Source organism: Streptomyces roseolus, assembly GCF_014649855.1.
Classification (GTDB): Bacteria; Actinomycetota; Actinomycetes; order Streptomycetales; family Streptomycetaceae; genus Streptomyces; species Streptomyces roseolus.
In genome coordinates, this window is sequence record NZ_BMTV01000002.1 from 253,285 (window position 1) to 273,169 (window position 19,885).

Below are 19,885 nucleotides of genomic sequence, written 5' to 3' on the forward strand. Positions count from 1 at the left end.
GGTCGATTCTCACAGAGGCCGGGCCGGTCACAGCGACAGCTCGGGGTGGAGCCGGTCCAGCGTCCACACCTGCTTGCGGCGCGCGGTGACCGCGGTCAGGGCGAGCGCGCCCAGGGTGAAGGCGGCGAGGACGGCGACGGCCTCCCAGACCGGGGCGAGCCCGCCGCCGGAGATGAGCCGGCGCAGCGCTTCGACCACGTGGGTCATCGGCAGGAAGGGGTGGACGGCGTTGAAGAAGCCCGGGCTGGTCTGCACCGGGTAGGTGCCGCCCGCCGAGGTCAGCTGGACCATGAGGAGCGCCAGGACCAGGATCCTGCCGGCCGCGCCGAAGCGGGCGTTGAGCCACTGGATGATCGCGGCGAAGCAGCAGGTCACGAGGGCGAGGAAGCCGACCGTGCCGGCCGCCCTGGCCATCTCCAGGCCGAGACCCCAGTGCAGGACGGAGAGGAGCGCGGCGACCTGGAGGACGCCGATCGCCGCGACCGGGAACCAGCCGGCCAGCGCGATCCGCCAGGCGGAGGCGCCCGCGGCGAGGGCCCGCCGGTTCATCGGCTGGATGATCATGTACGCGACCATCGCGCCGACCCACAGGGAGAGCGGGATGAAGTACGGGGCGAAGCCCGTGCCGTAGTTGGGCGCCTTGTGGAGCGACTGGGCGGCCAACCGCACCGGGTCGGCCATGACCTCCGTACGCCGGTCGCGTTCCGCCTTGTCGTAGTCCGGGATCTGGTCGACGCCGTCCTTGAGACCGGTGGCGAGCGAACCGGAGCCGTCGGCGAGCTTGAACAGGCCGCCGTCGAGGTCGCCGGCGCCCTTCTTCAGCCTGCCGACGCCGGTGTCCAGGCTGACCGAGCCCGCGCGGGCGCCGGTGACGCCGGTGTGCAGCTGCGCGGCGCCGTCGGCGACCTGCTTCGCGCCCCTGTTGAGCTCGTTGATCTTGCGGATGGCACCCTTGACGTCCTCGTCCAGGTGCGGGGCGCGGGCGGCCAGCTCGTCGGCCTCCTTCTTCAGCTTCTTCAGCCGCTCGTCGAGCGTCTTCAGGTCGCCGTTGCTGCCCTTGGTCAGCCGGTGCACGTCGTCCGCGACGGTCGCGACGTCCCCGGCGTTGGTCGACGCCTCCTTCAGGGCGGCGCAGAACTCCTTGTTGTCGGGGAGGGCGAACCCCTCGGGCAGGGTCACGCCCTCGGGCAGCTCGATCGGCGGGGTGGTGCCGGGCTTCGCGCAGGACTCGCGGTGCAGCCGGGAGAGCGTGTCGTCCGCCTTGTGGGCGGCGGTGCGCAGCAGCGGGGCGCGGCGGACCAGGTCCGCCAGGTCGTTGCGGGCGGCGGTGGCCGAGTCGGAGACGAGCCTGGCGGTGTCGCGGATGGACGTGCCGTTGTTCGCCAGGTACGGGCGGACCTTGTCGGCGGTGCCGTTCACCTTGTCGGCGAGCGCCTGGGTGCCGTCCGCGACCTTGCGCGTACCGGTCTGGACGTCCTTGGACCCCTTGTCCAGCTTCTTCAGGCCGGCGGCGAGGTCGCCGCTGCCGGTCTTGGCGTCGGCGAGGCCGTCGGAGAGGTCCTTGGACCCCTTCTTGGCCTTGTCCACGCCCTTCTTGAGGTCGGCGGCGCCCTTGGCGGCCTCGGCGGTGGCCTCGTGGATGTCGGAGAAGGAGATGAAGATCTTGTCGAGGAAGGTCCGGGAGGACTTGGTGGAGGCGGCGGTGCGCACCTCGGAGAAGACCGTCCGCGAGATCTGGCCGACGATGTAGTTGTTGGAGTCGTTCGTCCGGACCTTCAGGGCGCCGGTCTCGGGGGAGTCCCCGGAGCTGGACGCGATCCGCTCGCTGAAGTCGCCGGGCACGGTCAGGGACAGGTAGTACCGGCCGTCCTCGACGCCCTCGCGCGCCTCGGCGTCGCTCACCCGGTGCCACTCGAAGGTCCGGCTGTCGAGCAGGCCCTCGGTGATGTCCTCGCCGGCGGTGATCCGCTTGCCGTCGGCGGTGGCGCCGCGGTCCTCGTTGACCAGGGCCACGGGCAGCCGGTCGAGCCTGCTGTACGGGTCCCAGAACGAGTACAGGTACAGGGCGCCGTACAGCAGCGGCAGCAGCAGGACCGCGACGAGCGCGGCGCGCGGCAGCTTCCCCCTGCCGAAGCGCCTCAGCTCAAGCGCGGCCAGTTTCGGCGAGCGCATCGTCCGCCCCCTCCTCGGTGGTGTCGTCGTCTTCGGCGGCGTCCCCGGTTTCCCCGGGGGTGTCGTCCGCGCCGTCCTCGGCCGTGTCCCGTGCGTCCGGGTCCGCGGCGGCGGGCGCCGCGACCGTGGTGATCCGCAGGGCGTCGGCCGGGGCCTCGCTGCAGACGGCGAGGACGGTGGTGCCCGTGTCGGCCACCGCGCGCAGCAGCGCCCAGGCCTCGGCCCGGTCGGCGTCCGACAGCTTCAGGTCCGTGTCGTCCACGCCGAGCAGCCGGGGCCGGCCGATCAGGGCCAGCGCGAGGGACAGCCGCAGCGCCTCCAGGCGCTCCAGGTCCCGTACGGAGGTCCGGTCGCCCTTCGGCAGGGCGGCGAGGTCGAGCCCGACGGCCGCGACGGCCTCGTCGATCCGGGCCCGGGCCTCGGCGGCCCGGGTGCCGGGGCGGCGGAGGAGGGCGCGGACCGAGCCGTCGAACCGGCGCTGGAGCAGGGCCCGCTCGCGCAGGTGCTCGGCGACCGTGAGGGAGGGGTCGAGCTCGCTCACGCCGGGGACCTGGCCGAGCGCGGCGATCCGGCGCACGGCGGCCATCCGGCGCGGCAGCGGCAGCCCGCCGATCTCGGCGGTGCCCTCCTTGGTCCTCATCCGGCCGGTGAGCGCGAGCAGCAGACAGGTGCGGCCGCTGCCGGACGGGCCTTCGAGCGCCACCAGGGCTCCGGCCCCGGCCCGGAAGGACACGTCCCGGAAGGCCCAGCCGCGGGGGCCCTTGAGCCCGAGCCCCTCGACGACGAGCGCGGCCCCCTCCGGAGACGGTCGTGTGGTCAGGTCGTCGGATCCCATGGACCCACCCCCCGCTTCCCACTTTTGAACTGACTGGTCAGTCCAAAAGTTACCCGCGAGTCGCCCGGCTGGCAAAGCGCCAGGTCAGAACGATTGTCAGTGGGTGCCTCCACGATGGACACAGACGGCGACAAGGCCGTCACCCGACGACAGGAGGCTCGTCATGGCCAGTCCTTTCGCAGCAGCCGACGTCCACCCCGTGTCCCGCAGGACCGGTGCCCCGCCCGCCGCCCTCGACCTGCTCGCCAAGGCCCGCGCCGGAATCGACGAGGCCGCGGCCCTCGACCGCCCCCACGAGAGGTACGCCACCGCGCACCTCGCCGCCCTGCGCGCCGCGGCCGCCGTCCTCGCCGCCCGCGCCCGCCCCGAGCCCCGCACCCGCCGGCGCCAGCCCATAAGGAGCGCCTGGGAGCTGCTGCCGCAGCTCGCCCCCGAGCTCACCGAATGGAGCGCCCTCTTCGCCGCGGGCGCCCCGCGCCGGGCCCTCGCCGAGGCGGGCGTCGCCGCCGCCGCGAGCGCGCGCGAGGCCGACGACCTCGTCCGGGACGCCGCCCACTTCCTGCGGCTGGTCGAGCGGCTCCTCGTGCTCCAGCCGGTGCTGCCCCGGCAGCCCCCGGCGGACGGCACCGCCGGTTGATCCGCGCGACATCGCCGAGGCCATAGGGTGGGGAGGTCCGACCCCGTCACCGAGGAGTCAAGAGCCGTGCCGGACCCTTCCGCTGTCTTCGGCCGTGAGGCGTCGTCGCGCCCGTCGCGCGCCTCCCTGCGCACCGCCGTCGTCTGGGACGTCCTCAAGGACGCCCTCGACCGCCGGGTCGCCGGCACCGGGAGGGCCGTCCTCGACGTCCTGGACACCGGCGGCGGCTCCGGCAACTTCGCGGTGCCGGTGGCCCGCCTCGGCCACCGCGTCACCGTCGTCGACCCCAGCCCCAACGCGCTCTTCGCGCTGGAGCGCCGCGCCGCCGAGGCCGGAGTCGCCGAGCTGGTGACCGGCGTCCAGGGCGACGTCCGCGGGCTCTTCGACGTGGTCGAGCGCGGCGCCTACGACGCGGTGCTCTGCCACGGCGTCCTGGAGTACGTGGACGACCCGGCCGAGGGCGTGCGGAACACGGAGGCCGCGCTCCGCCCCGGCGGCGCGCTCAGCCTCCTCGGCGCCGGGCTCGGCGGCGCGGTCCTCGCCCGCGCCCTCGCCGGACACTTCACCGAGGCCCGGACCGCGCTCGGCGACCCCGACGGACGCTGGGGCGCCGGCGACCCCGTGCCCCGGCGGTTCACCGCCGATCAGCTCACCGGTCTGGCCGAGGAGGCCGGCCTCTCCGTGAGCGCCGTCCACGGCGTGCGGATCTTCGCCGACCTGGTCCCCGGCGTCCTCGTCGACACCGAGCCCGGTGCCGCCGAGGCGCTGCTGAGACTGGAGGCCGCGGCGGCCGAGCTGGCCGCCTTCCACGCCGTCGCCACCCAGCTCCACGTCCTCGCCGAGAAGCCCGCCTGATCGGGTGGAACTCCGGGGCCCCGCCACCCGTTCGGAGGTGTGGGCCCCGCTCCGCGACAGGCCGCCCCCTCTGCGGCTTCGCGCCGTATGATCGAGGGAAACCATCCGGCATGACGGACGGGCGGGTGGGGAATCAACGCCTCACCAACCGAACCGCGTGGCGGCCCGGATGGGCTGATCGGCATTGAGGGCGGGTTTCACGGGGGCGATTCCCTGCCTATCCTGAAAGGGCCGCAACCGGTCGCCCCCGCGACCGACGACTAGGAGGACTCCGTGCCGCTCTCGGAGCACGAGCAGCGCATGCTCGAGCAGATGGAGCGAGCGCTGTACGCCGAAGACCCCAAGTTCGCGACAGCGCTCGAAGGAAGCGGGCTGCGCACGTACACCCGGCGACGGGTGTACCAGGCAGTCGCCGGCTTCCTGGTGGGTATCGCGCTCCTCATGGCCGGAATGGTCGCCCAGCAGATCTGGATCAGCGTGGTGGGATTCCTCGTCATGCTGGGCTGTGCGGTTCTGGCGGTCACCGGATGGCGCAAGGCGCCGAAGCCGGGTGAGCAGGCGCAGCAGCAGGCGGGCCGGGGCCGGCAGGTCCGGGCGCGACGCTCGATGATGGACCGGATCGAAGCGCGGTGGCAGCGACGCCGTGACGAGCAGCAGGGCGGCGGCCACTGACGCGGCCCTGAGCGGAAGGCCCCGCACCCCCGTACCCGCGCCCCGCCGGACCCGAGCCCCGGCGGGGCGCAGTGTTTTCCGCCCCCGGGCGGTGCCCGCCGTCGCCGCCGTTCCGTCGTGGGCACACGTTCCGCTCGGGGTCCCCCCTGGACGAAGTCCATGGGGGAGGAACGCATGCCCACGACGGGGACCCGGAGGAGGCGCCGCCCGTACCCGGGTCAGGCCCTCACGGGGCGCCGCGGAGGCCGGGGACCCGGGAGGCGAGGGTGGCCCATCGGGTGGAGGCGGACCAGTGGAGGCGGGCGGCCGAGCGGGGGGCCAGGAGGGCTCGGAGGCGTGCCCCGCGGGTGGCGTTCGCGTGGAAGGCGGTGCGGACCCGGGCCGCGTCCTCGGCCAGGCCCGCCGTCGGACGGGGCGCCGGGGCGTAGAGCGTCTCCTCGACCGCCCGCGCCACGCGGTGGACCGACTCCGCCGCCGCACCCGTCAGCTCACCCGCCCGGACGATCCGCTCCGCCGTCCGCCGCGGCGTCTGCGCGTCGTCCGGTTCGAGCCCGTAGTCCCAGGCCGTGTCGCCGATCTCCCGCCACACCGCCAGCGCTCCGCCCGAGGGGCCGAGCCGGCGGGCCCGTACCCGGCTCCGCCAGAGGAGCGGGACGAGCGGCAGGGCGAGGACGAGCAGGATCCCCAGCGTCCAGGCCGCCGGCTTCAGGAAGTCCGTGCCGCCGCCGGAGGACGCGTCGTCCGCCGCCGCCACGGGCTGACCGCACTCGCCGAGGCGCCGCATCTCCGGCGGGCAGCTCTCCGAGGCGCTCGGCGCCGCCGAGGGCCGGGCCGAGGCCGCCTCCGAGGGCTGCGCCGGACCGGTCGGGCCGCCGGTGGGGGAGGCCTGCCGGGTGTACGCCGGGGTGAAGCCCCGGGACGGCGTCGGCTCGAAACGGGTCCAGCCGGCGCCCTCGAAGTACAGCTCGGGCCAGGCGTGGGCGTCCCGGATGCCGACCGAGACCGAACCGTCGGACTGGCCGGTGCCGGGCATGAAGCCGACCGCGACCCGCGCCGGGATGCCCAGCGTGCGGGCCATCGCCGCCATCGAGAAGGAGAAGTGGATGCAGAATCCCCTCTTGTCCCTCAGGAAGCGGGAGATCGCCTCCGTGCCCGTCCCGGACGTCACGTCGACGTCGTACCGGAAGCCGCCGTCCTGCGAGAACCAGTCCTGGAGCCGGACCGCCCGCTCGTAGTCGTCGGCCGCGCCCCGGGTGACCTCCAGGGCCGTCGCCTTCACGTCGGCGGGCAGGCTGCCCGGGACCTTGGTGTACTCGCGGAGCAGCGCGTCCGGCGCCGGGCCCGCCTGGGCCAGCTGCTCGGCCGTGGGCTGCACGTCGAGGCTGGTCACCTGGTAGCGGACGCCCTTGGTGGTCTGCTTGTCGTCGCCGACGAGCATCCGGCCGGCCGGCTCGAACCGCCAGCGGCCCTCGATGTCGACCCGGGCGGCCGGGAACGGCATCGGAAGCCACTTCTGGTCGTACCCCTCCGAGGCGACGAAGTTGCTGGTCACCTCGGCGGTGCGGACCGACTGGGCGAGTCCGTCCGGCCACGGCAGCGACTTCGGGACGGCCTCGATCGGGCGGACCGAGGACTTCCACGAGGTGCCGTCGAACTGGTCGAGGGCGACGAGCCGCAGATAGAGATCGCTGGTGTCCAGGGCGTTGGTGCGGTAGCGCAGGACCTCGAAGTCCTCCGGCTGCCGCAGGTTGTCCTGGAGCGAGACCAGCGGGTTCACCGCGGCGATGGTGCCGCCGCCCCCGCCGCCCCCGCCCGCGGCCCCTCCGCCGCCGGTGCCGAGGAGCCCGCCGGAGAAGCCGGGCAGGACGAGCGGCACGACCAGGGCGGTGCCCATGGCGACGGCGCCGATCCGGCGGCCGGTGCGCACCGGCGCGAAGGACGCCCCGGTGCCCACGAGCGCGCCGGACCGGCCGGTGCGCTGGGCGCCGCCGAAGACCCGGCCCCAGGCCGAGAGCCGGTCACGGCCCTCGGCGAGGAGCAGCAGGAGGTAGCCGGCGGCGGCGAGCACGAACCAGAGCCGGCCGGCGCCGCCGCCGGAGAGCCCGGCGGCCACCGAGTACAGCGCGAGCAGCGGCAGACCGGCCGGGGCGGCGCGGCGGAAGGTGACCGCCAGGACGTCCACGAGCAGGCCGATCGCCAGCACGCCGGCGACCAGCATCAGCCGGATGCCCTCGGTGTCCGGGGCGGGGATCGCGTAGGTGCCGACGTCCTCGGCACCGAGCCGGAACAGCTCGGCCACGTGCTGGACCGCGAGCGGCCCCGGCAGGAAGCCGAGGAGCGCCTGCTCACGGGCGAAGACCACGGTCAGCGCGAGCACGCCGACGAGCAGCTGGGCGCCGACCGTCAGCGGCCGGGCCAGCGGCACCCGCCGGCACAGCATGCCGGTGCCGCTCTGCAGGGCGAGCAGGAAGGCGGCGGTGAAGATCCAGGTGGCCGGCTTGACCAGCGGCAGCAGCGCCCCGGCGGCCATCAGGGAGGCCGCCCAGGCGGCCAGTGTCAGGCGGGTGAGCCCGCTCATGCCCATCCTCCGTAGCTGTCTGCGGCGGCGGTGTCCCGCAGCGCCCCGGCGGCCTGCTGCCACAGGTCGGCCGTCCGGCCCCCCGGCGGTACGGAGACCGCGGTCCAGCCGGTCTCGCGCAGCTGCCGGATCCGGGCCTCGACGGCCCCGGTCACGGCGCCGCCGGTGAGCCAGGCGCCGGAGTCCAGGACGAAGGCGACGGCCGCGCCGGCTCGGGCCCGCATCCGTCCGGCCAGCGCGGCCTGTTCCTCGTCGAGGTCGCCGAGGAAGGCGACGAGCAGCCCGTCGCCGCCGGCGCGCAGCACGTCGGCGGCGCGGGAGAGCCCGGCACCGTCGGAGTGGTCGACGAGCGCGAGGGTGTCCATCAGCAGCCCGGCCGTCTCCGCGGAGTCGCCGGTGGACGTGTCGGTGTACCCGCCGTCGGAGCCCTCGCCGGGGACGGCGGCGCCGGTGTCGGTGAGCAGCCGGACCGCGTAGCCCCGCTCCAGCATGTGGGTGAGGACGGAGGCGGCGCCGGAGACGGCCCACTCGAAGGCGGAGTCGGGGCCGGAGCCCTGGTAGCCGGCCCGGCGGGTGTCGAGGAGGACCGTGCAGTGGGAGCGCTGGGGCTGCTCCTCGCGGCGGACCATCAGCTCGCCGTACCGGGCGGTGGAGCGCCAGTGGACCCGGCGCAGGTCGTCGCCGTGCCGGTAGGCGCGCGGGATGATGTCGTCGTCGCCGGCGAGGGCCAGCGCGCGCTGCCGTCCCTCCCCGTACCCGGAGGCCTCGCCGCCCAGCGGGACCGCGGGCAGCGGGGTCGTGCGGGGGACGACGGTCAGGGTGTCGTACGTGTGGAAGGAGCGGGTGAGCTCGCACATCCCGAAGGGGTCGCTCAGCCGCAGCTGGAGCGGGCCGAGCGGGAAGCGGCCGCGCAGGTCGGAGCGGACCCGGTAGGAGACCTCGCGCCGGCCGCCGGCCTCGACCCGGTCGAGGACGAAGCGGGGGCGGGGGCCGAGCATGTACGGCACGTGGTCCTGGAGCATCAGCAGCCCGGTGGGGAGCTTGGAGACGTTCTCCATGCGGAGCTGGACCCGGGCCTCGGTGCCCGCCTCCACCCGCTGCGGGGTGAGCCGGCGGGAGGTGGCGACCCGGTAGCGGGTGCGGTGCAGGACGAAGACGCAGATCAGCGGCAGGCTGGCGAGCAGCAGGCCGACCCGGAGCAGATCGGCCTGGCCGAGCACGTAGGCGCAGACGGCGGCGGCCGCCCCGGCGGCCAGGAAGGACCGGCCGCGGGTGGTGAGTCCGCCGAGGGCGGCCCGCAGGCCGCCCCGGCCGTCCTCGGCCCGGGGGCCTTCGCGGTCGTCGGCCCGCTGCCCCTGGGGTGCGGCGGGGGTCGCCATCACAGCTGCCGGCCGCCGGGCTGCCGGCCGTAGACCGGTCCCGCGGGCGGGGCCGCGGACGGGACGGGGGTCCGCTGGAGGATGTCGAGGACGACCTGCTCGGCGTTGCGCCGGCCCAGCTGGGCCTGCGCGGTGGGCAGCAGCCGGTGCGCGAGGACCGGCACGGCGAGCGCCTGGAGGTCGTCGGGCAGCACGTACTCGCGGCCGGCGAGGGCGGCGGAGGCCCTGGCGGCCCGCAGCAGGTGGAGCGTGGCGCGCGGGGAGGCGCCGAGCCGCAGGTCGGGGTGGTTGCGGGTGGCGGCGACGACGTCGACGGCGTACCGCCGCACGGCGTCGGCGACGTGCACCGTGCGGACCGCCTCGATCAGCTTGAGGATCTCGTGGGCGTGGGCGACCGGCTGGAGGTCGTCCAGAGGATTGACCGCCCCGTGCACGTCGAGCATCTGGAACTCGGCCTCGGCGCTCGGGTACCCGATGGAGACGCGGGCCATGAAGCGGTCGCGCTGGGCCTCGGGCAGCGGATAGGTGCCCTCCATCTCGACCGGGTTCTGGGTGGCCACGACCATGAACGGGCTGGGCAGTTCGTAGGTGTGCCCGTCGATGGTGACCTGACGCTCCTCCATGGACTCCAGGAGCGCGGACTGCGTCTTGGGCGAGGCGCGGTTGATCTCGTCGCCGATGACGATCTGGGCGAAGATCGCGCCCGGCTTGAACTCGAACTCCCGGCGCTGCTGGTCGAAGATCGACACGCCGGTGACGTCCGACGGCAGCAGGTCGGGGGTGAACTGGATGCGGCGCACCGAGCAGTCGATGGACCGCGCGAGCGTCTTGGCGAGCATGGTCTTGCCGACGCCGGGCACGTCCTCGATGAGGAGGTGCCCCTCGGCGAGCAGCACGGTCAGCGCGAGACGTACGACCTCGGGCTTGCCCTCGATCACGCTCTCCACCGACCCGCGGACGCGCTCCGCGGTGGTGGTCAAGTCTGTGAGGCTCGCTCGGTCGTCATAGGTCGTCACCCCGGCCCTCCTCGGCCTTGCAGGAACACGGACACCTGCCCCCGCCGGGATGGACGGGGGGTGTCACCCGGGCATTCTTGTGGGGATGGCCGGGCCGTGTCACTCGCCTGTGGACAACCGTGGGGGGAATGCCGGGGTTTGTCGTCTTACGCGACGGCGGAAGGTGTGCTCCTGCCGGAGCCGGAACCATTCTCCACAGGGTGGATCTCGCGCAGCAGGCCGGTCGTCACGTCGAAGACGAAGCCCCGGACGTCGTCCGTGTGCGGCAGGAACGGCGAGGTCCTGACCCGCCGCATCGACCGCCGCACGTCAAGCGGACGAAGAACGCCCGTGGACCCGCGTGTGAGCCGACCCACGGCGACCGTCGCGTGCCGCCGGTCGAGTGAACCGTCCGGAACGTCCGCCACCGCGTCCGGAGCCGCGGCGCGCGTCGGCCGGTTGATTGACCGGCCCCCTCCGTGGACTAGAGTGACGCGGAGTTCCTGGAGACAATCGAGCGATTTGAAGCGGTTTCTCCCCCGTGTGCGCGGCGGCACCCAGGGCTCGGCCTCCATACCGCTCGCCGTGCCCGTTCTGAGAGGGTGCGTTGAGCAACGACCGACACGTCCCGGTGATGCTCCAGCGGTGCCTGGACATGTTGGCCCCTGCCCTCCAGAGCCCGGGAGCGGTCGTCGTCGACTGCACCCTGGGCCTCGGCGGACACAGCGAGGCCCTGCTGCGCGCCTTCCCCGAGGCCCGGCTCGTCGCCCTCGACCGCGACAAGGAGGCCCTGCGCCTCTCCGGCGAGCGGCTCGCCCCCTACGGGGACCGCGCCACCCTCGTCCACGCGGTCTACGACGAACTGCCCGAGGTCCTCGACCGGCTCGGCATCGACAAGGTCCAGGGCGTCCTCTTCGACCTCGGCGTCTCCTCCATGCAGCTGGACGAGGCCGACCGCGGCTTCGCCTACGCCCAGGACGCCCCGCTCGACATGCGCATGGACCAGACGACCGGCATGAGCGCCGCCGAGGTCCTCAACACCTATCCGGCCGGCGAACTCGTCCGCATCCTGCGCGCCTACGGCGAGGAGAAGCAGGCCAAGCGGATCGTCTCCGCCATCGTCCGCGAGCGCGAGAAGGAGCCGTTCGCCAACAGCGCCCGGCTCGTCGAGCTCATCCGCGACGCCCTCCCGCAGGCCGCCAAGCGCACCGGCGGCAACCCCGCCAAGCGCACCTTCCAGGCCCTGCGCATCGAGGTCAACGGCGAGCTGAGCGTCCTGGAGCGGGCCGTCCCCGCCGCCGTGAAGGCCCTCTCCGTCGGCGGACGGGTCGCCGTCCTCTCGTACCACTCCCTGGAGGACCGGCTGGTCAAGCAGGTCTTCGCGGCCGGTGCGGCCACCACCGCCCCGCCCGGCCTCCCGGTCGTCCCCGAGCAGTACCAGCCCCGCCTCAAGCTCCTCACCCGCGGCGCCGAACTCCCCACCGAGGAGGAGGTGGCCGAGAACCGCCGGGCCGCCCCCGCCCGCCTCCGGGGCGTCGAGCGCATCCGGGAGGACGTGCTGTGAGCGCGGCGAGGGGGCCGCTCAAAGGCCGGGCCGCGCGGCTCGGACGGCTGATGCCGTCCGGTCCCAGCACGGCCGCCCGCACCCCCTTCGTCCTGCTCGTCGTCCTCCTCCTCGGCGGCGGCCTCATCACCCTGCTGCTGCTCAACTCCGCCCTCAACCAGGGCTCCTTCAAGCTGCGCGAGCTCAAGGACCGCACCACCGAGCTCACCGACGAGGAGCAGGCGCTCCAGCGCGACGTCGACGCCGACGCCGCCCCCGACGCCCTGGAGCGCCGCGCCCGCGAGCTCGGCATGGTCCCCGGCGGCAGCCCCGCCTTCCTCGGCCCCGACGGCAAGGTCCTCGGCGAGCCCACCGTCGCCGCCTCCCCGAAGCCGTCCCCCACGCCCTCCCGCACGCCGACCCGCGCCCCGGACGACGGCACCGGCGACCCGGCCCCGTCCGGTACGCGGCAGGCCGCCGCCCCCGGCACGAGCACCGCCCCCCGCTCCACGGCCCCGGCGGCGGACACCACCGCGCCCACTCCCACGACCTCCGGCAGGTGACCGAGCAGTGCCCTCCAAGGAGCCCCCGCGCCGCCGCGTCCCCGGCCCCGCGCGTCCGGCCGCCCGCCCCCGGCCCGCCGCCTCCGCGGGATCCGGCGCCCGGAGCGGCGGCCGCGCCCCCCGCCCGGCCGCCCGTCCCGCCGCCCGCCGGCCGGCCCCGCCCCGGCCGCCCGCCCGCAAGCCCCGCACCATCAAGCTCGGCAACCCCCGGCCCCGGCTGCGCCTGATCTCCCTCGGCCTCACCCTCGTCATGCTGGTCTTCGTGGTGCGGCTGCTCCAGGTCCAGGCCGTCGACGCCAGCGCGTACGCGGCCAAGGCCGACAAGTACCGCTACCAGGAGTACACGCTCTCCGCCGAGCGCGGCGAGATCACCGACCGCAACGGCATCGCCCTCGCCACCAGCGTCGACGCCTACGACATCACCGCCGACCCGAAGCTCTTCACCCCCGAGGAGTCCAAGGTCCCCGACGCGCCCGAGCAGGCCGCCGCGCTCCTCGCCCCGATCCTCGGCAAGGAACCGGCCGAGCTGGTCAAGAAGCTCCGTACCCCCAAGTCCCGCTACACCCTGCTCGCCCGCAAGCAGACCCCGCAGGTGTGGAACCAGATCAAGGACCTCAAGAAGGTCTACGGGCAGAAGGCCCAGGCCGCCGGCGGCACCGGCGTCAACCTGCTCGGCGGCGTCCTCAGCGAGCCCAGCACCAAGCGGGTCTACCCCAACGGGGACCTCGGCGCCGGGATACTGGGCTTCGTCAACGCCGAGGGCCGCGGCGCCGGCGGCGTCGAGTCCATGCTCGACCCCGCACTCGCGGGCAAGGACGGAAAGATCCGCTTCACCGCCTCCGGCGGCCGGCAGGTCCCCACCGCCGGCTCCCAGGGCACCCCCGCCGTCCCCGGCTCGGACATCGAGCTCACCATCGACCGGGACATCCAGTGGGCCGCCCAGCAGGCCATCAGCGAGCAGGTCCGCAAGTCGAAGGCCGACCGCGGTTACGTCATCGTCCAGGACACCCGCACCGGCGAGGTCCTCGCCATGGCCAACGCCCCCGGCTTCGACCCCAACGACCTCTCCGCCGCAAACGCCGCCGCCATGGGCAACGCCGCCCTCCAGGACGCCTACGAGCCCGGCTCCACCAGCAAGGTCATGTCCATGGCCGCCGTCCTGGAGGAGGGCAAGGCCGCCGCCGACACCCACGTCGTCGTCCCCAACCGGCTCCACCGCGGCGACCGGCTCTTCAAGGACGACATCGACCACCCGACCTGGTACCTGACGCTCAACGGCGTCCTCGCCAAGTCCAGCAACATCGGCACCATCCTCGCCACCGGCCAGCTCGGCAAGGACCAGGCCGAGTCCAACCGGATCCTCGACGGCTACCTCCGCCGCTTCGGCATCGGCAGCCCCACCGGTCTCGGCTTCCCCGGCGAGACCTCCGGCATCCTCGCCAAGCCCGAGGACTGGTCCACCTCGCAGCAGTACACGATCCCCTTCGGCCAGGGCCTCTCCGTCAACGCCCTCCAGGCCGCCTCCGTCTACTCGACCATCGCCAACGGAGGCGTACGCATCGAACCCACCCTGGTCCGCGGCACCAAGGGCCCCGACGGGCGCTTCACCCCCGCCGAGAAGCCCGCCGAGAACCGGGTGGTCAGCGAGCGGACCGCCAAGACCCTCGCCCAGATGCTGGAGTCGGTCGTGGACGACCGCGAGGGCACCGGCACCAAGGCCGCCATCCCCGGCTACCGCGTGGCCGGAAAGACCGGCACCGCCAACCGCGTCGACCCCGAACTCGGCCGCTACAAGGGCTACACCGCCTCCTTCGCCGGCTTCGCCCCCGCCGACCAGCCCCGGGTCACCGTCTACTGCGCCATCCAGAACCCCACCAAGGGCAGCTACTTCGGCGGCCAGATCTGCGGCCCCATCTACAAGAAGGTCATGGAGTTCGCGCTCAAGACCCTCCACGTGGCCCCCACCGGCAGCGCGCCCCCGCGGCTGCCGGTCACCTTCGAACCCACCCCGTGACCTCCGGGAGCACCACCAGTGACGACGATCACCCCCCATTCCGGGAACCGGAAATCGAACTCCGGCGACGCCCGCGGCTCGTTTGGTCCCCCGCAGGGTGCGCCCGGTACGCTCACCGCCGTGCCACACGCTGATCAGTCCCGAACCACCCCGCCCCGCCCGGAGCGGGCCCGCCCGACACCCCTGGGCGAGCTCGCGGCACGGCTGGGCACCGAGCTCCCCGACGCCGCACAGGGCGTCCCGGTCTCGGGCATCACCCACGACTCCCGGGCCGTGCGCCCCGGGGACGTGTACGCGGCCCTGCCCGGTGCCCGCCTGCACGGCGCCGACTTCGTCGCCCAGGCCGCCGGCCTCGGCGCCGCCGCGGTCCTCACCGACCCGACGGGCGCCGACCGCGCCGCCGCCACCGGCCTGCCCGTCCTCGTCGCAGAGGACCCGCGCGGCCGGATGGGCGAACTCGCCGCCGAGATCTACGGCCGCCCCGGCGAGGGCCTCCTCCAGATCGGCATCACCGGCACCTCCGGCAAGACCACCACCGCCTACCTCGTCGAGGGCGGACTGCGCGGCGCCGGGAAGCACACCGGGCTCGTCGGCACCGTCGAGATGCGGATCGGCGACGAGCGCATCAAGTCGGAGCGCACCACCCCCGAGGCCACCGACCTCCAGGCCCTCTTCGCCGTCATGCGCGAGCGGGGCGTCGAGGCCGTCGCCATGGAGGTCTCCAGCCACGCCCTCGTGCTCGGCCGGGTCGACGGCTGCGTCTTCGATGTCGCCGTCTTCAACAACCTCAGCCCGGAGCACATGGAGTTCCACTCCGACATGGAGGACTACTTCCGGGCGAAGGCGACCCTCTTCACCCCGGAGCGCAGCCGGATCGGCGTCGTGAACGCCGACGACGAGTACGGCCGCCGGCTCGCGAAGGAGGCCGGGGTCCCGGTCGTCACCTTCTCCGCCGAGGGCCGCGCCGACGCCGACTGGCGCGCCGAGGACGTCGTCCTGGGCGCCGCCGACTCCACCTTCACGGCCGTCGGCCCCGAGGGCGAGCGGATCCCCGCCACCGCCCCGCTGCCCGGCCCCTTCAACGTCGCCAACACCCTCGCCGCCATCGCCACCCTCGCGACCGCCGGGCTCGACCCGCGGACCGCCGCCGACGGCGTCGCCGCCGTCCCCGGCGTCCCCGGCCGCCTGGAGCGCGTCGACGCCGGCCAGCCGTACCTCGCCGTCGTCGACTACGCGCACAAGACCGACGCCGTCGAATCGGTGCTGCGCTCGCTCCGCGAGGTCACCGAGGGCCGGCTGCACGTGGTCATCGGCTGCGGCGGCGACCGGGACACCACCAAGCGCGGCCCCATGGGCGCCGCCGCCGCCCGGCTCGCCGACACCGCCGTACTGACCTCGGACAACCCCCGCTCCGAGGACCCGCTCGCGATCCTCACCGCGATGCTCGCGGGCGCCGCCGAGGTGCCCGCCGCCGAGCGCGGCGACGTCCTGGTCGAACCCGACCGGGCCGCCGCCGTCGCCGCGGCCGTCGCCCGCGCCCGGCCGGGCGACACCGTCCTGGTCGCCGGCAAGGGCCACGAGCAGGGCCAGGAGATCGCCGGGCAGGTCCGTCCCTTCGACGACCGCCAGGTCCTGCGCGCCGCGATCGAAGCAGCGAACGAACACCGTCACCAGAACAGTCAGGGATGAAGCAGTGATCGCCCTCTCCCTCGCCGAGATCGCCGAAATCGTCGGCGGGCAGGCGCACGACATACCGGATCCGGGCGCCCGGATCACCGGGCCCGTCGTCATCGACTCCCGTGAGGTGAAGCCCGGCAGCCTCTTCGCCGCCTTCGCCGGCGAACGCGTCGACGGCCACGACTACGCGGAGCGCGCCGTCGCGGCGGGCGCGGCGGCGGTGCTCGCCGTCCGCCCCGTCGGCGTCCCCGCGATCGTCGTGGACGACGTGCAGGGCGCCCTCGGCGCCCTCGCCCGCGCGGTCGTCGAGCGGCTCGGCACCGATGTCGTCGCCCTCACCGGCTCGGCCGGAAAGACCTCGACCAAGGACCTGATCGCCCAGGTCCTCGGCCGCCACGCGCCCACCGTCTGGACGCCCGGCTCCCTCAACAACGAGATCGGCCTTCCGCTCACCGCGCTGACGGCCACCGAGGAGACCCGGCACCTCGTCCTGGAGATGGGCGCCCGCGGCATCGGCCACATCCGCTACCTGACCGGGCTCACCCCGCCCCGGATCGGGCTCGTCCTGAACGTGGGCTCCGCCCACATCGGCGAGTTCGGCGGACGCGAGCAGATCGCCGAGGCCAAGGGCGAGATGGTCGAGTCCCTGCCGTCCGCCGAGGACGGCGGAGTGGCGGTCCTCAACGCCGACGACCCCCTCGTCCGCGCCATGGCGAGCCGCACCAAGGCCCGCGTGACCCTCTTCGGCGAAGCGGACGAAGCGACCGTACGGGGCGAGAACGTCCGCCTCACGGAGACCGGCCGCCCCGCCTTCACGCTTCACACACCCACCGGGTGCAGCGACGTGACCTTGCGCCTGTACGGTGAGCACCACGTGTCGAACGCGCTCGCAGCGGCCGCCGTCGCGCACGAGCTGGGCATGCCTGTCCAGGAGATCGCCACCGCGCTCTCCGAGGCCGGCTCCCTTTCGCGCTGGCGCATGGAGGTCACCGAGCGTCCGGACGGCGTGACGATCGTCAACGACGCCTACAACGCGAACCCCGAGTCCATGCGAGCCGCCCTGCGCGCGCTCGCGGCCATGGGCAGGGCCCGAGAGGCCCAGGGGGCCCGCACGTGGGCGGTGCTCGGCAGGATGGCCGAGCTCGGTGACGCGTCGCTGGCCGAGCACGACGCGGTCGGACGGCTCGCCGTCCGGCTCAACGTCAGCAAGCTCGTCGCGGTCGGGGACAGGGAAGCGTCCTGGCTGCAACTGGGCGCCTATAACGAGGGTTCGTGGGGTGAGGAGTCGGTGCACGTGTCCGACGCGCAGGCGGCTGTCGACCTGTTGCGCAGGGAACTGCGCCCGGGGGACGTGGTCCTGGTGAAGGCCTCCCGGTCGGTCGGTCTCGAGCAGGTCGCGCTCGCGCTGCTCGACGGTGAGGGCGAGGTATCGGGCCGATGAGGCAGATCCTCTTCGCGGGGGCCATCGGCCTCTTCCTGACCCTGATCGGCACCCCGCTGCTCATCAAGCTGCTGGCCCGCAAGGGGTACGGGCAGTTCATCCGCGACGACGGCCCGCGCGGCCACGCCGGGAAGAAGGGCACGCCCACCATGGGCGGCATCTCCTTCATCCTGGCGACGCTCATCGCGTACGCGCTGGCCAAGGTCATCACCGGCGAGCCCGTCTCGTACTCCGGCCTGCTGGTCCTCTTCCTGATGGCCGGCATGGGCCTGGTCGGCTTCCTCGACGACTACATCAAGATCGTCAAGCAGCGTTCGCTGGGCCTGCGGGCCAAGGCGAAGATGGCCGGCCAGCTCATCGTCGGCATCGCCTTCGCGGTGCTCTCGCTCCAGTTCGAGGACGCGCGCGGGCTGACCCCGGCCTCCGAGAAGCTCTCCTTCATCACCGACTTCGGCTGGTCGATCGGCCCGGTCCTCTTCGTGGTCTGGGCGCTCTTCATGATCCTGGCCATGTCGAACGGCGTGAACCTGACGGACGGTCTGGACGGCCTCGCCACCGGCGCCTCCGTGATGGTCTTCGGCGCCTACACCTTCATCGGCCTCTGGCAGTTCCAGGAGTCCTGCGCCAACGCGCTGACCCTGACCAACCCGAACGCCTGCTTCGAGGTCCGCGACCCGCTGGACCTCGCGGTCGTGGCCTCCGCGCTCATGGGCGCCTGTTTCGGCTTCCTGTGGTGGAACACCTCGCCCGCCAAGATCTTCATGGGCGACACCGGCTCCCTCGCGCTCGGCGGCGCGCTGGCCGGTCTCGCCATCTGCTCCCGTACGGAGCTGCTGCTCGCGCTGCTCGGCGGCCTGTTCGTGCTGATCACCCTCTCCGTGATCATCCAGGTCGGCTCGTTCAAGATGACCGGCAAGCGCGTCTTCCGGATGGCCCCCCTCCAGCACCACTTCGAACTCAAGGGGTGGTCCGAGGTCCTGGTCGTCGTCCGGTTCTGGATCATCCAGGGCATGTGCGTCATCGTGGGCCTGGGCCTCTTCTACGCGGGATGGGCAGCCGACAAGTGAGCGAAGAGCTGGACTGGCAGGGCAAGCACGTCACGGTCGCGGGTCTCGGGGTGTCGGGCATCCCGGCCGCCCGGGCCCTGGCCGCCCGGGGCGCCGTGGTGACCGTCGTCAACGACGGCGACGACGAGCGCTCCCGGACGCAGGCCGCGGAGCTGGAGGGGGAGGGGATCACCGTCCGCCTCGGCGACGGCGCGACCCTGCCGGCCGGCACCGAGCTCGTCGTCACCACCCCCGGCTGGCAGCCGGACAAGCCGCTCTTCGCGGCCGCCGCCGAGGCGGGCGTGGAGATCTGGGGCGACGTCGAGCTGGCCTGGCGGCTGCGGGGCCCCGGAGCGGCTCCCTGGCTGGCGATCACCGGTACCAACGGCAAGACCACCACGACCCGGATGCTCGCCTCCATCCTGGAGGCGGCCGGGCTGCGGACCGCCGCCGTCGGCAACATCGGCGTCTCCCTCCTCGACGCCGTCCTCGGCGACGAGGAGTACGACGTGCTCGCCGTCGAGCTCTCCAGCTACCAGCTGCACTGGGCGCCCTCCGTGCGCGCCCACTCGGGCGCCGTGCTCAACCTGGCGCCCGACCACCTCGACTGGCACGGCTCCATGGAGGCGTACGCCGCCGACAAGGGCCGGATCTACGAGGGCAACCAGGTCGCCTGCGTGTACAACGTGGCCGACCGGGCGACCGAGGACCTGGTCCGCGAGGCCGACGTGGAGGAGGGCTGCCGCGCCATCGGCTTCACCCTCGGCACCCCCGGCCCCTCCCAGCTCGGCGTCGTCGAGGGGATCCTCGTCGACCGGGCCTTCGTCGAGAACCGGCAGAAGAACGCCCAGGAGCTGGCCGAGGTCGCCGACGTGCAGCCGCCGGCCCCGCACAACATCGCCAACGCCCTCGCCGCCGCCGCCCTCGCCCGCGCCTTCGGCGTCGAGGCCAAGGCCGTACGCGACGGGCTGCGGGCCTTCCGCCCCGACCCGCACCGGATCGAACTGGTCGAGGAGATCGGGGGCGTGACGTACGTCGACGACTCCAAGGCCACCAACACCCACGCCGCCGAAGCCTCGTTGGCCGCGTACGACCCGATCGTCTGGATCGCCGGCGGCCTCGCCAAGGGCGCCACCTTCGACGAGCTGGTCCAGAAGTCCGCGAAGCGGCTGCGCGGCGCCGTCCTGGTCGGCGCGGACCGCGCGCTGATCCGCGAAGCCCTGGCGCGACACGCCCCGGAGGTCCCGGTGGTGGACCTCGACCGGACCGACACTGGGGCGATGTCCGAGGCGGTCCGCGAGGCGGCCCGGCTCGCCCGCCCGGGGGACACCGTCCTCCTGGCCCCGGCCTGCGCCTCGATGGACATGTTCACCAACTACAACAAGCGGGGCGAGGCGTTCGCGGACGCGGTCCGCGCCCTCGCCGCCACCGGGGACGCCTGACCCGACCACTGCGAGGGTCCGGCCTACCGGGCCTGA

16 protein-coding genes are annotated in these 19,885 nt (G+C 73.9%); 10 read left to right on the top strand and 6 right to left on the bottom strand.

From position 1 onward, the window contains the following. Nucleotides 1–27 precede the first annotated feature (27 nt). Nucleotides 28–2,172, bottom strand: coding sequence for a YhgE/Pip family protein (locus IE245_RS03235; RefSeq protein WP_189945147.1), 2,145 nt, complete (start codon nt 2,170–2,172; stop codon nt 28–30). After that, entirely contained in the window at nt 2,144–3,007 is an 864-nt protein-coding gene (locus IE245_RS03240; protein WP_189945148.1) for an ATP-binding cassette domain-containing protein, read from the bottom strand. Before IE245_RS03240 ends, IE245_RS03235 begins: the two co-directional genes overlap by 29 nt. A 163-nt stretch (nt 3,008–3,170) precedes the next feature. Here IE245_RS03240 and IE245_RS03245 point away from each other — a divergent pair, with 163 nt between their 5' ends. The 3 genes from IE245_RS03245 (at nt 3,171) to IE245_RS03255 (ending at nt 5,171) form a co-directional block, all read left to right on the top strand. Continuing rightward, a complete protein-coding gene (locus tag IE245_RS03245) occupies nt 3,171–3,644 on the top strand; it encodes an SAV_6107 family HEPN domain-containing protein (protein WP_189945149.1) in 474 nt (157 codons plus the stop codon). A gap of 66 nt (nt 3,645–3,710) precedes the next feature. Further along, nucleotides 3,711–4,499, top strand: a complete 789-nt coding sequence (locus tag IE245_RS03250) for a class I SAM-dependent methyltransferase (protein WP_189945150.1) — start codon at nt 3,711–3,713, stop codon at nt 4,497–4,499. A gap of 273 nt (nt 4,500–4,772) precedes the next feature. Beyond that, nucleotides 4,773–5,171 carry an SCO2097 family morphological protein gene (locus IE245_RS03255; protein ID WP_189945151.1) on the top strand — a complete coding sequence of 133 codons (399 nt, stop codon included), beginning with the start codon at nt 4,773–4,775 and terminating at the stop codon, nt 5,169–5,171. A gap of 226 nt (nt 5,172–5,397) precedes the next feature. Here IE245_RS03255 and IE245_RS03260 read toward each other — a convergent pair whose 3' ends face one another. The 4 genes from IE245_RS03260 to IE245_RS03275 all read right to left on the bottom strand — a co-directional run bounded on the left by IE245_RS03260 (nt 5,398) and on the right by IE245_RS03275 (nt 10,440). Next, complete coding sequence (locus IE245_RS03260; protein WP_189945152.1) at nt 5,398–7,749, bottom strand: transglutaminase TgpA family protein; 2,352 nt, start codon at nt 7,747–7,749, stop codon at nt 5,398–5,400. Then, nucleotides 7,746–9,128 carry a DUF58 domain-containing protein gene (locus IE245_RS03265; RefSeq protein ID WP_189945153.1) on the bottom strand — a complete coding sequence of 461 codons (1,383 nt, stop codon included), beginning with the start codon at nt 9,126–9,128 and terminating at the stop codon, nt 7,746–7,748. Before IE245_RS03265 ends, IE245_RS03260 begins: the two co-directional genes overlap by 4 nt. After that, a complete protein-coding gene (locus tag IE245_RS03270; RefSeq protein WP_189945154.1) occupies nt 9,128–10,144 on the bottom strand; it encodes an AAA family ATPase in 1,017 nt (338 codons plus the stop codon). Before IE245_RS03270 ends, IE245_RS03265 begins: the two co-directional genes overlap by 1 nt. A 146-nt stretch (nt 10,145–10,290) precedes the next feature. Continuing rightward, a complete protein-coding gene (locus IE245_RS03275) occupies nt 10,291–10,440 on the bottom strand; it encodes a carbonic anhydrase (RefSeq protein WP_189945279.1) in 150 nt (49 codons plus the stop codon). A gap of 290 nt (nt 10,441–10,730) precedes the next feature. On the opposite strand from IE245_RS03275, the gene rsmH reads away from it, so the two are divergent. From rsmH to murD, 7 genes are read left to right on the top strand one after another with little or no spacing between them, the layout of a single operon-like run. Continuing rightward, nucleotides 10,731–11,687: a 16S rRNA (cytosine(1402)-N(4))-methyltransferase RsmH gene (rsmH, locus tag IE245_RS03280; RefSeq protein WP_189945155.1), complete on the top strand. Its 957-nt coding sequence runs from the start codon at nt 10,731–10,733 to the stop codon at nt 11,685–11,687. Beyond that, nucleotides 11,684–12,229 (top strand): cell division protein FtsL, encoded by a 546-nt coding sequence (ftsL, locus tag IE245_RS03285; RefSeq protein ID WP_189945156.1) that lies wholly within the window; start codon nt 11,684–11,686, stop codon nt 12,227–12,229. The genes rsmH and ftsL overlap by 4 nt, the downstream gene beginning before the upstream one ends. 7 nt (nt 12,230–12,236) lie before the next feature. Then, nucleotides 12,237–14,243: a peptidoglycan D,D-transpeptidase FtsI family protein gene (locus IE245_RS03290; protein WP_189945157.1), complete on the top strand. Its 2,007-nt coding sequence runs from the start codon at nt 12,237–12,239 to the stop codon at nt 14,241–14,243. An 18-nt stretch (nt 14,244–14,261) separates the two neighbouring features. Continuing rightward, nucleotides 14,262–15,932: a UDP-N-acetylmuramoyl-L-alanyl-D-glutamate--2,6-diaminopimelate ligase gene (locus IE245_RS03295; RefSeq protein WP_189945158.1), complete on the top strand. Its 1,671-nt coding sequence runs from the start codon at nt 14,262–14,264 to the stop codon at nt 15,930–15,932. A gap of 4 nt (nt 15,933–15,936) precedes the next feature. Next, on the top strand, nt 15,937–17,361 hold the full coding sequence (locus IE245_RS03300) for a UDP-N-acetylmuramoyl-tripeptide--D-alanyl-D-alanine ligase (protein ID WP_189945159.1): 1,425 nt from the start codon (nt 15,937–15,939) through the stop codon (nt 17,359–17,361). Beyond that, nucleotides 17,358–18,428 carry a phospho-N-acetylmuramoyl-pentapeptide-transferase gene (gene mraY / locus IE245_RS03305; RefSeq protein WP_189945160.1) on the top strand — a complete coding sequence of 357 codons (1,071 nt, stop codon included), beginning with the start codon at nt 17,358–17,360 and terminating at the stop codon, nt 18,426–18,428. The genes IE245_RS03300 and mraY overlap by 4 nt, the downstream gene beginning before the upstream one ends. Beyond that, a complete protein-coding gene (murD, locus tag IE245_RS03310) occupies nt 18,410–19,849 on the top strand; it encodes a UDP-N-acetylmuramoyl-L-alanine--D-glutamate ligase (RefSeq protein ID WP_189945161.1) in 1,440 nt (479 codons plus the stop codon). Before mraY ends, murD begins: the two co-directional genes overlap by 19 nt. The last annotated feature ends 36 nt before the right edge of the window (nt 19,850–19,885 follow it).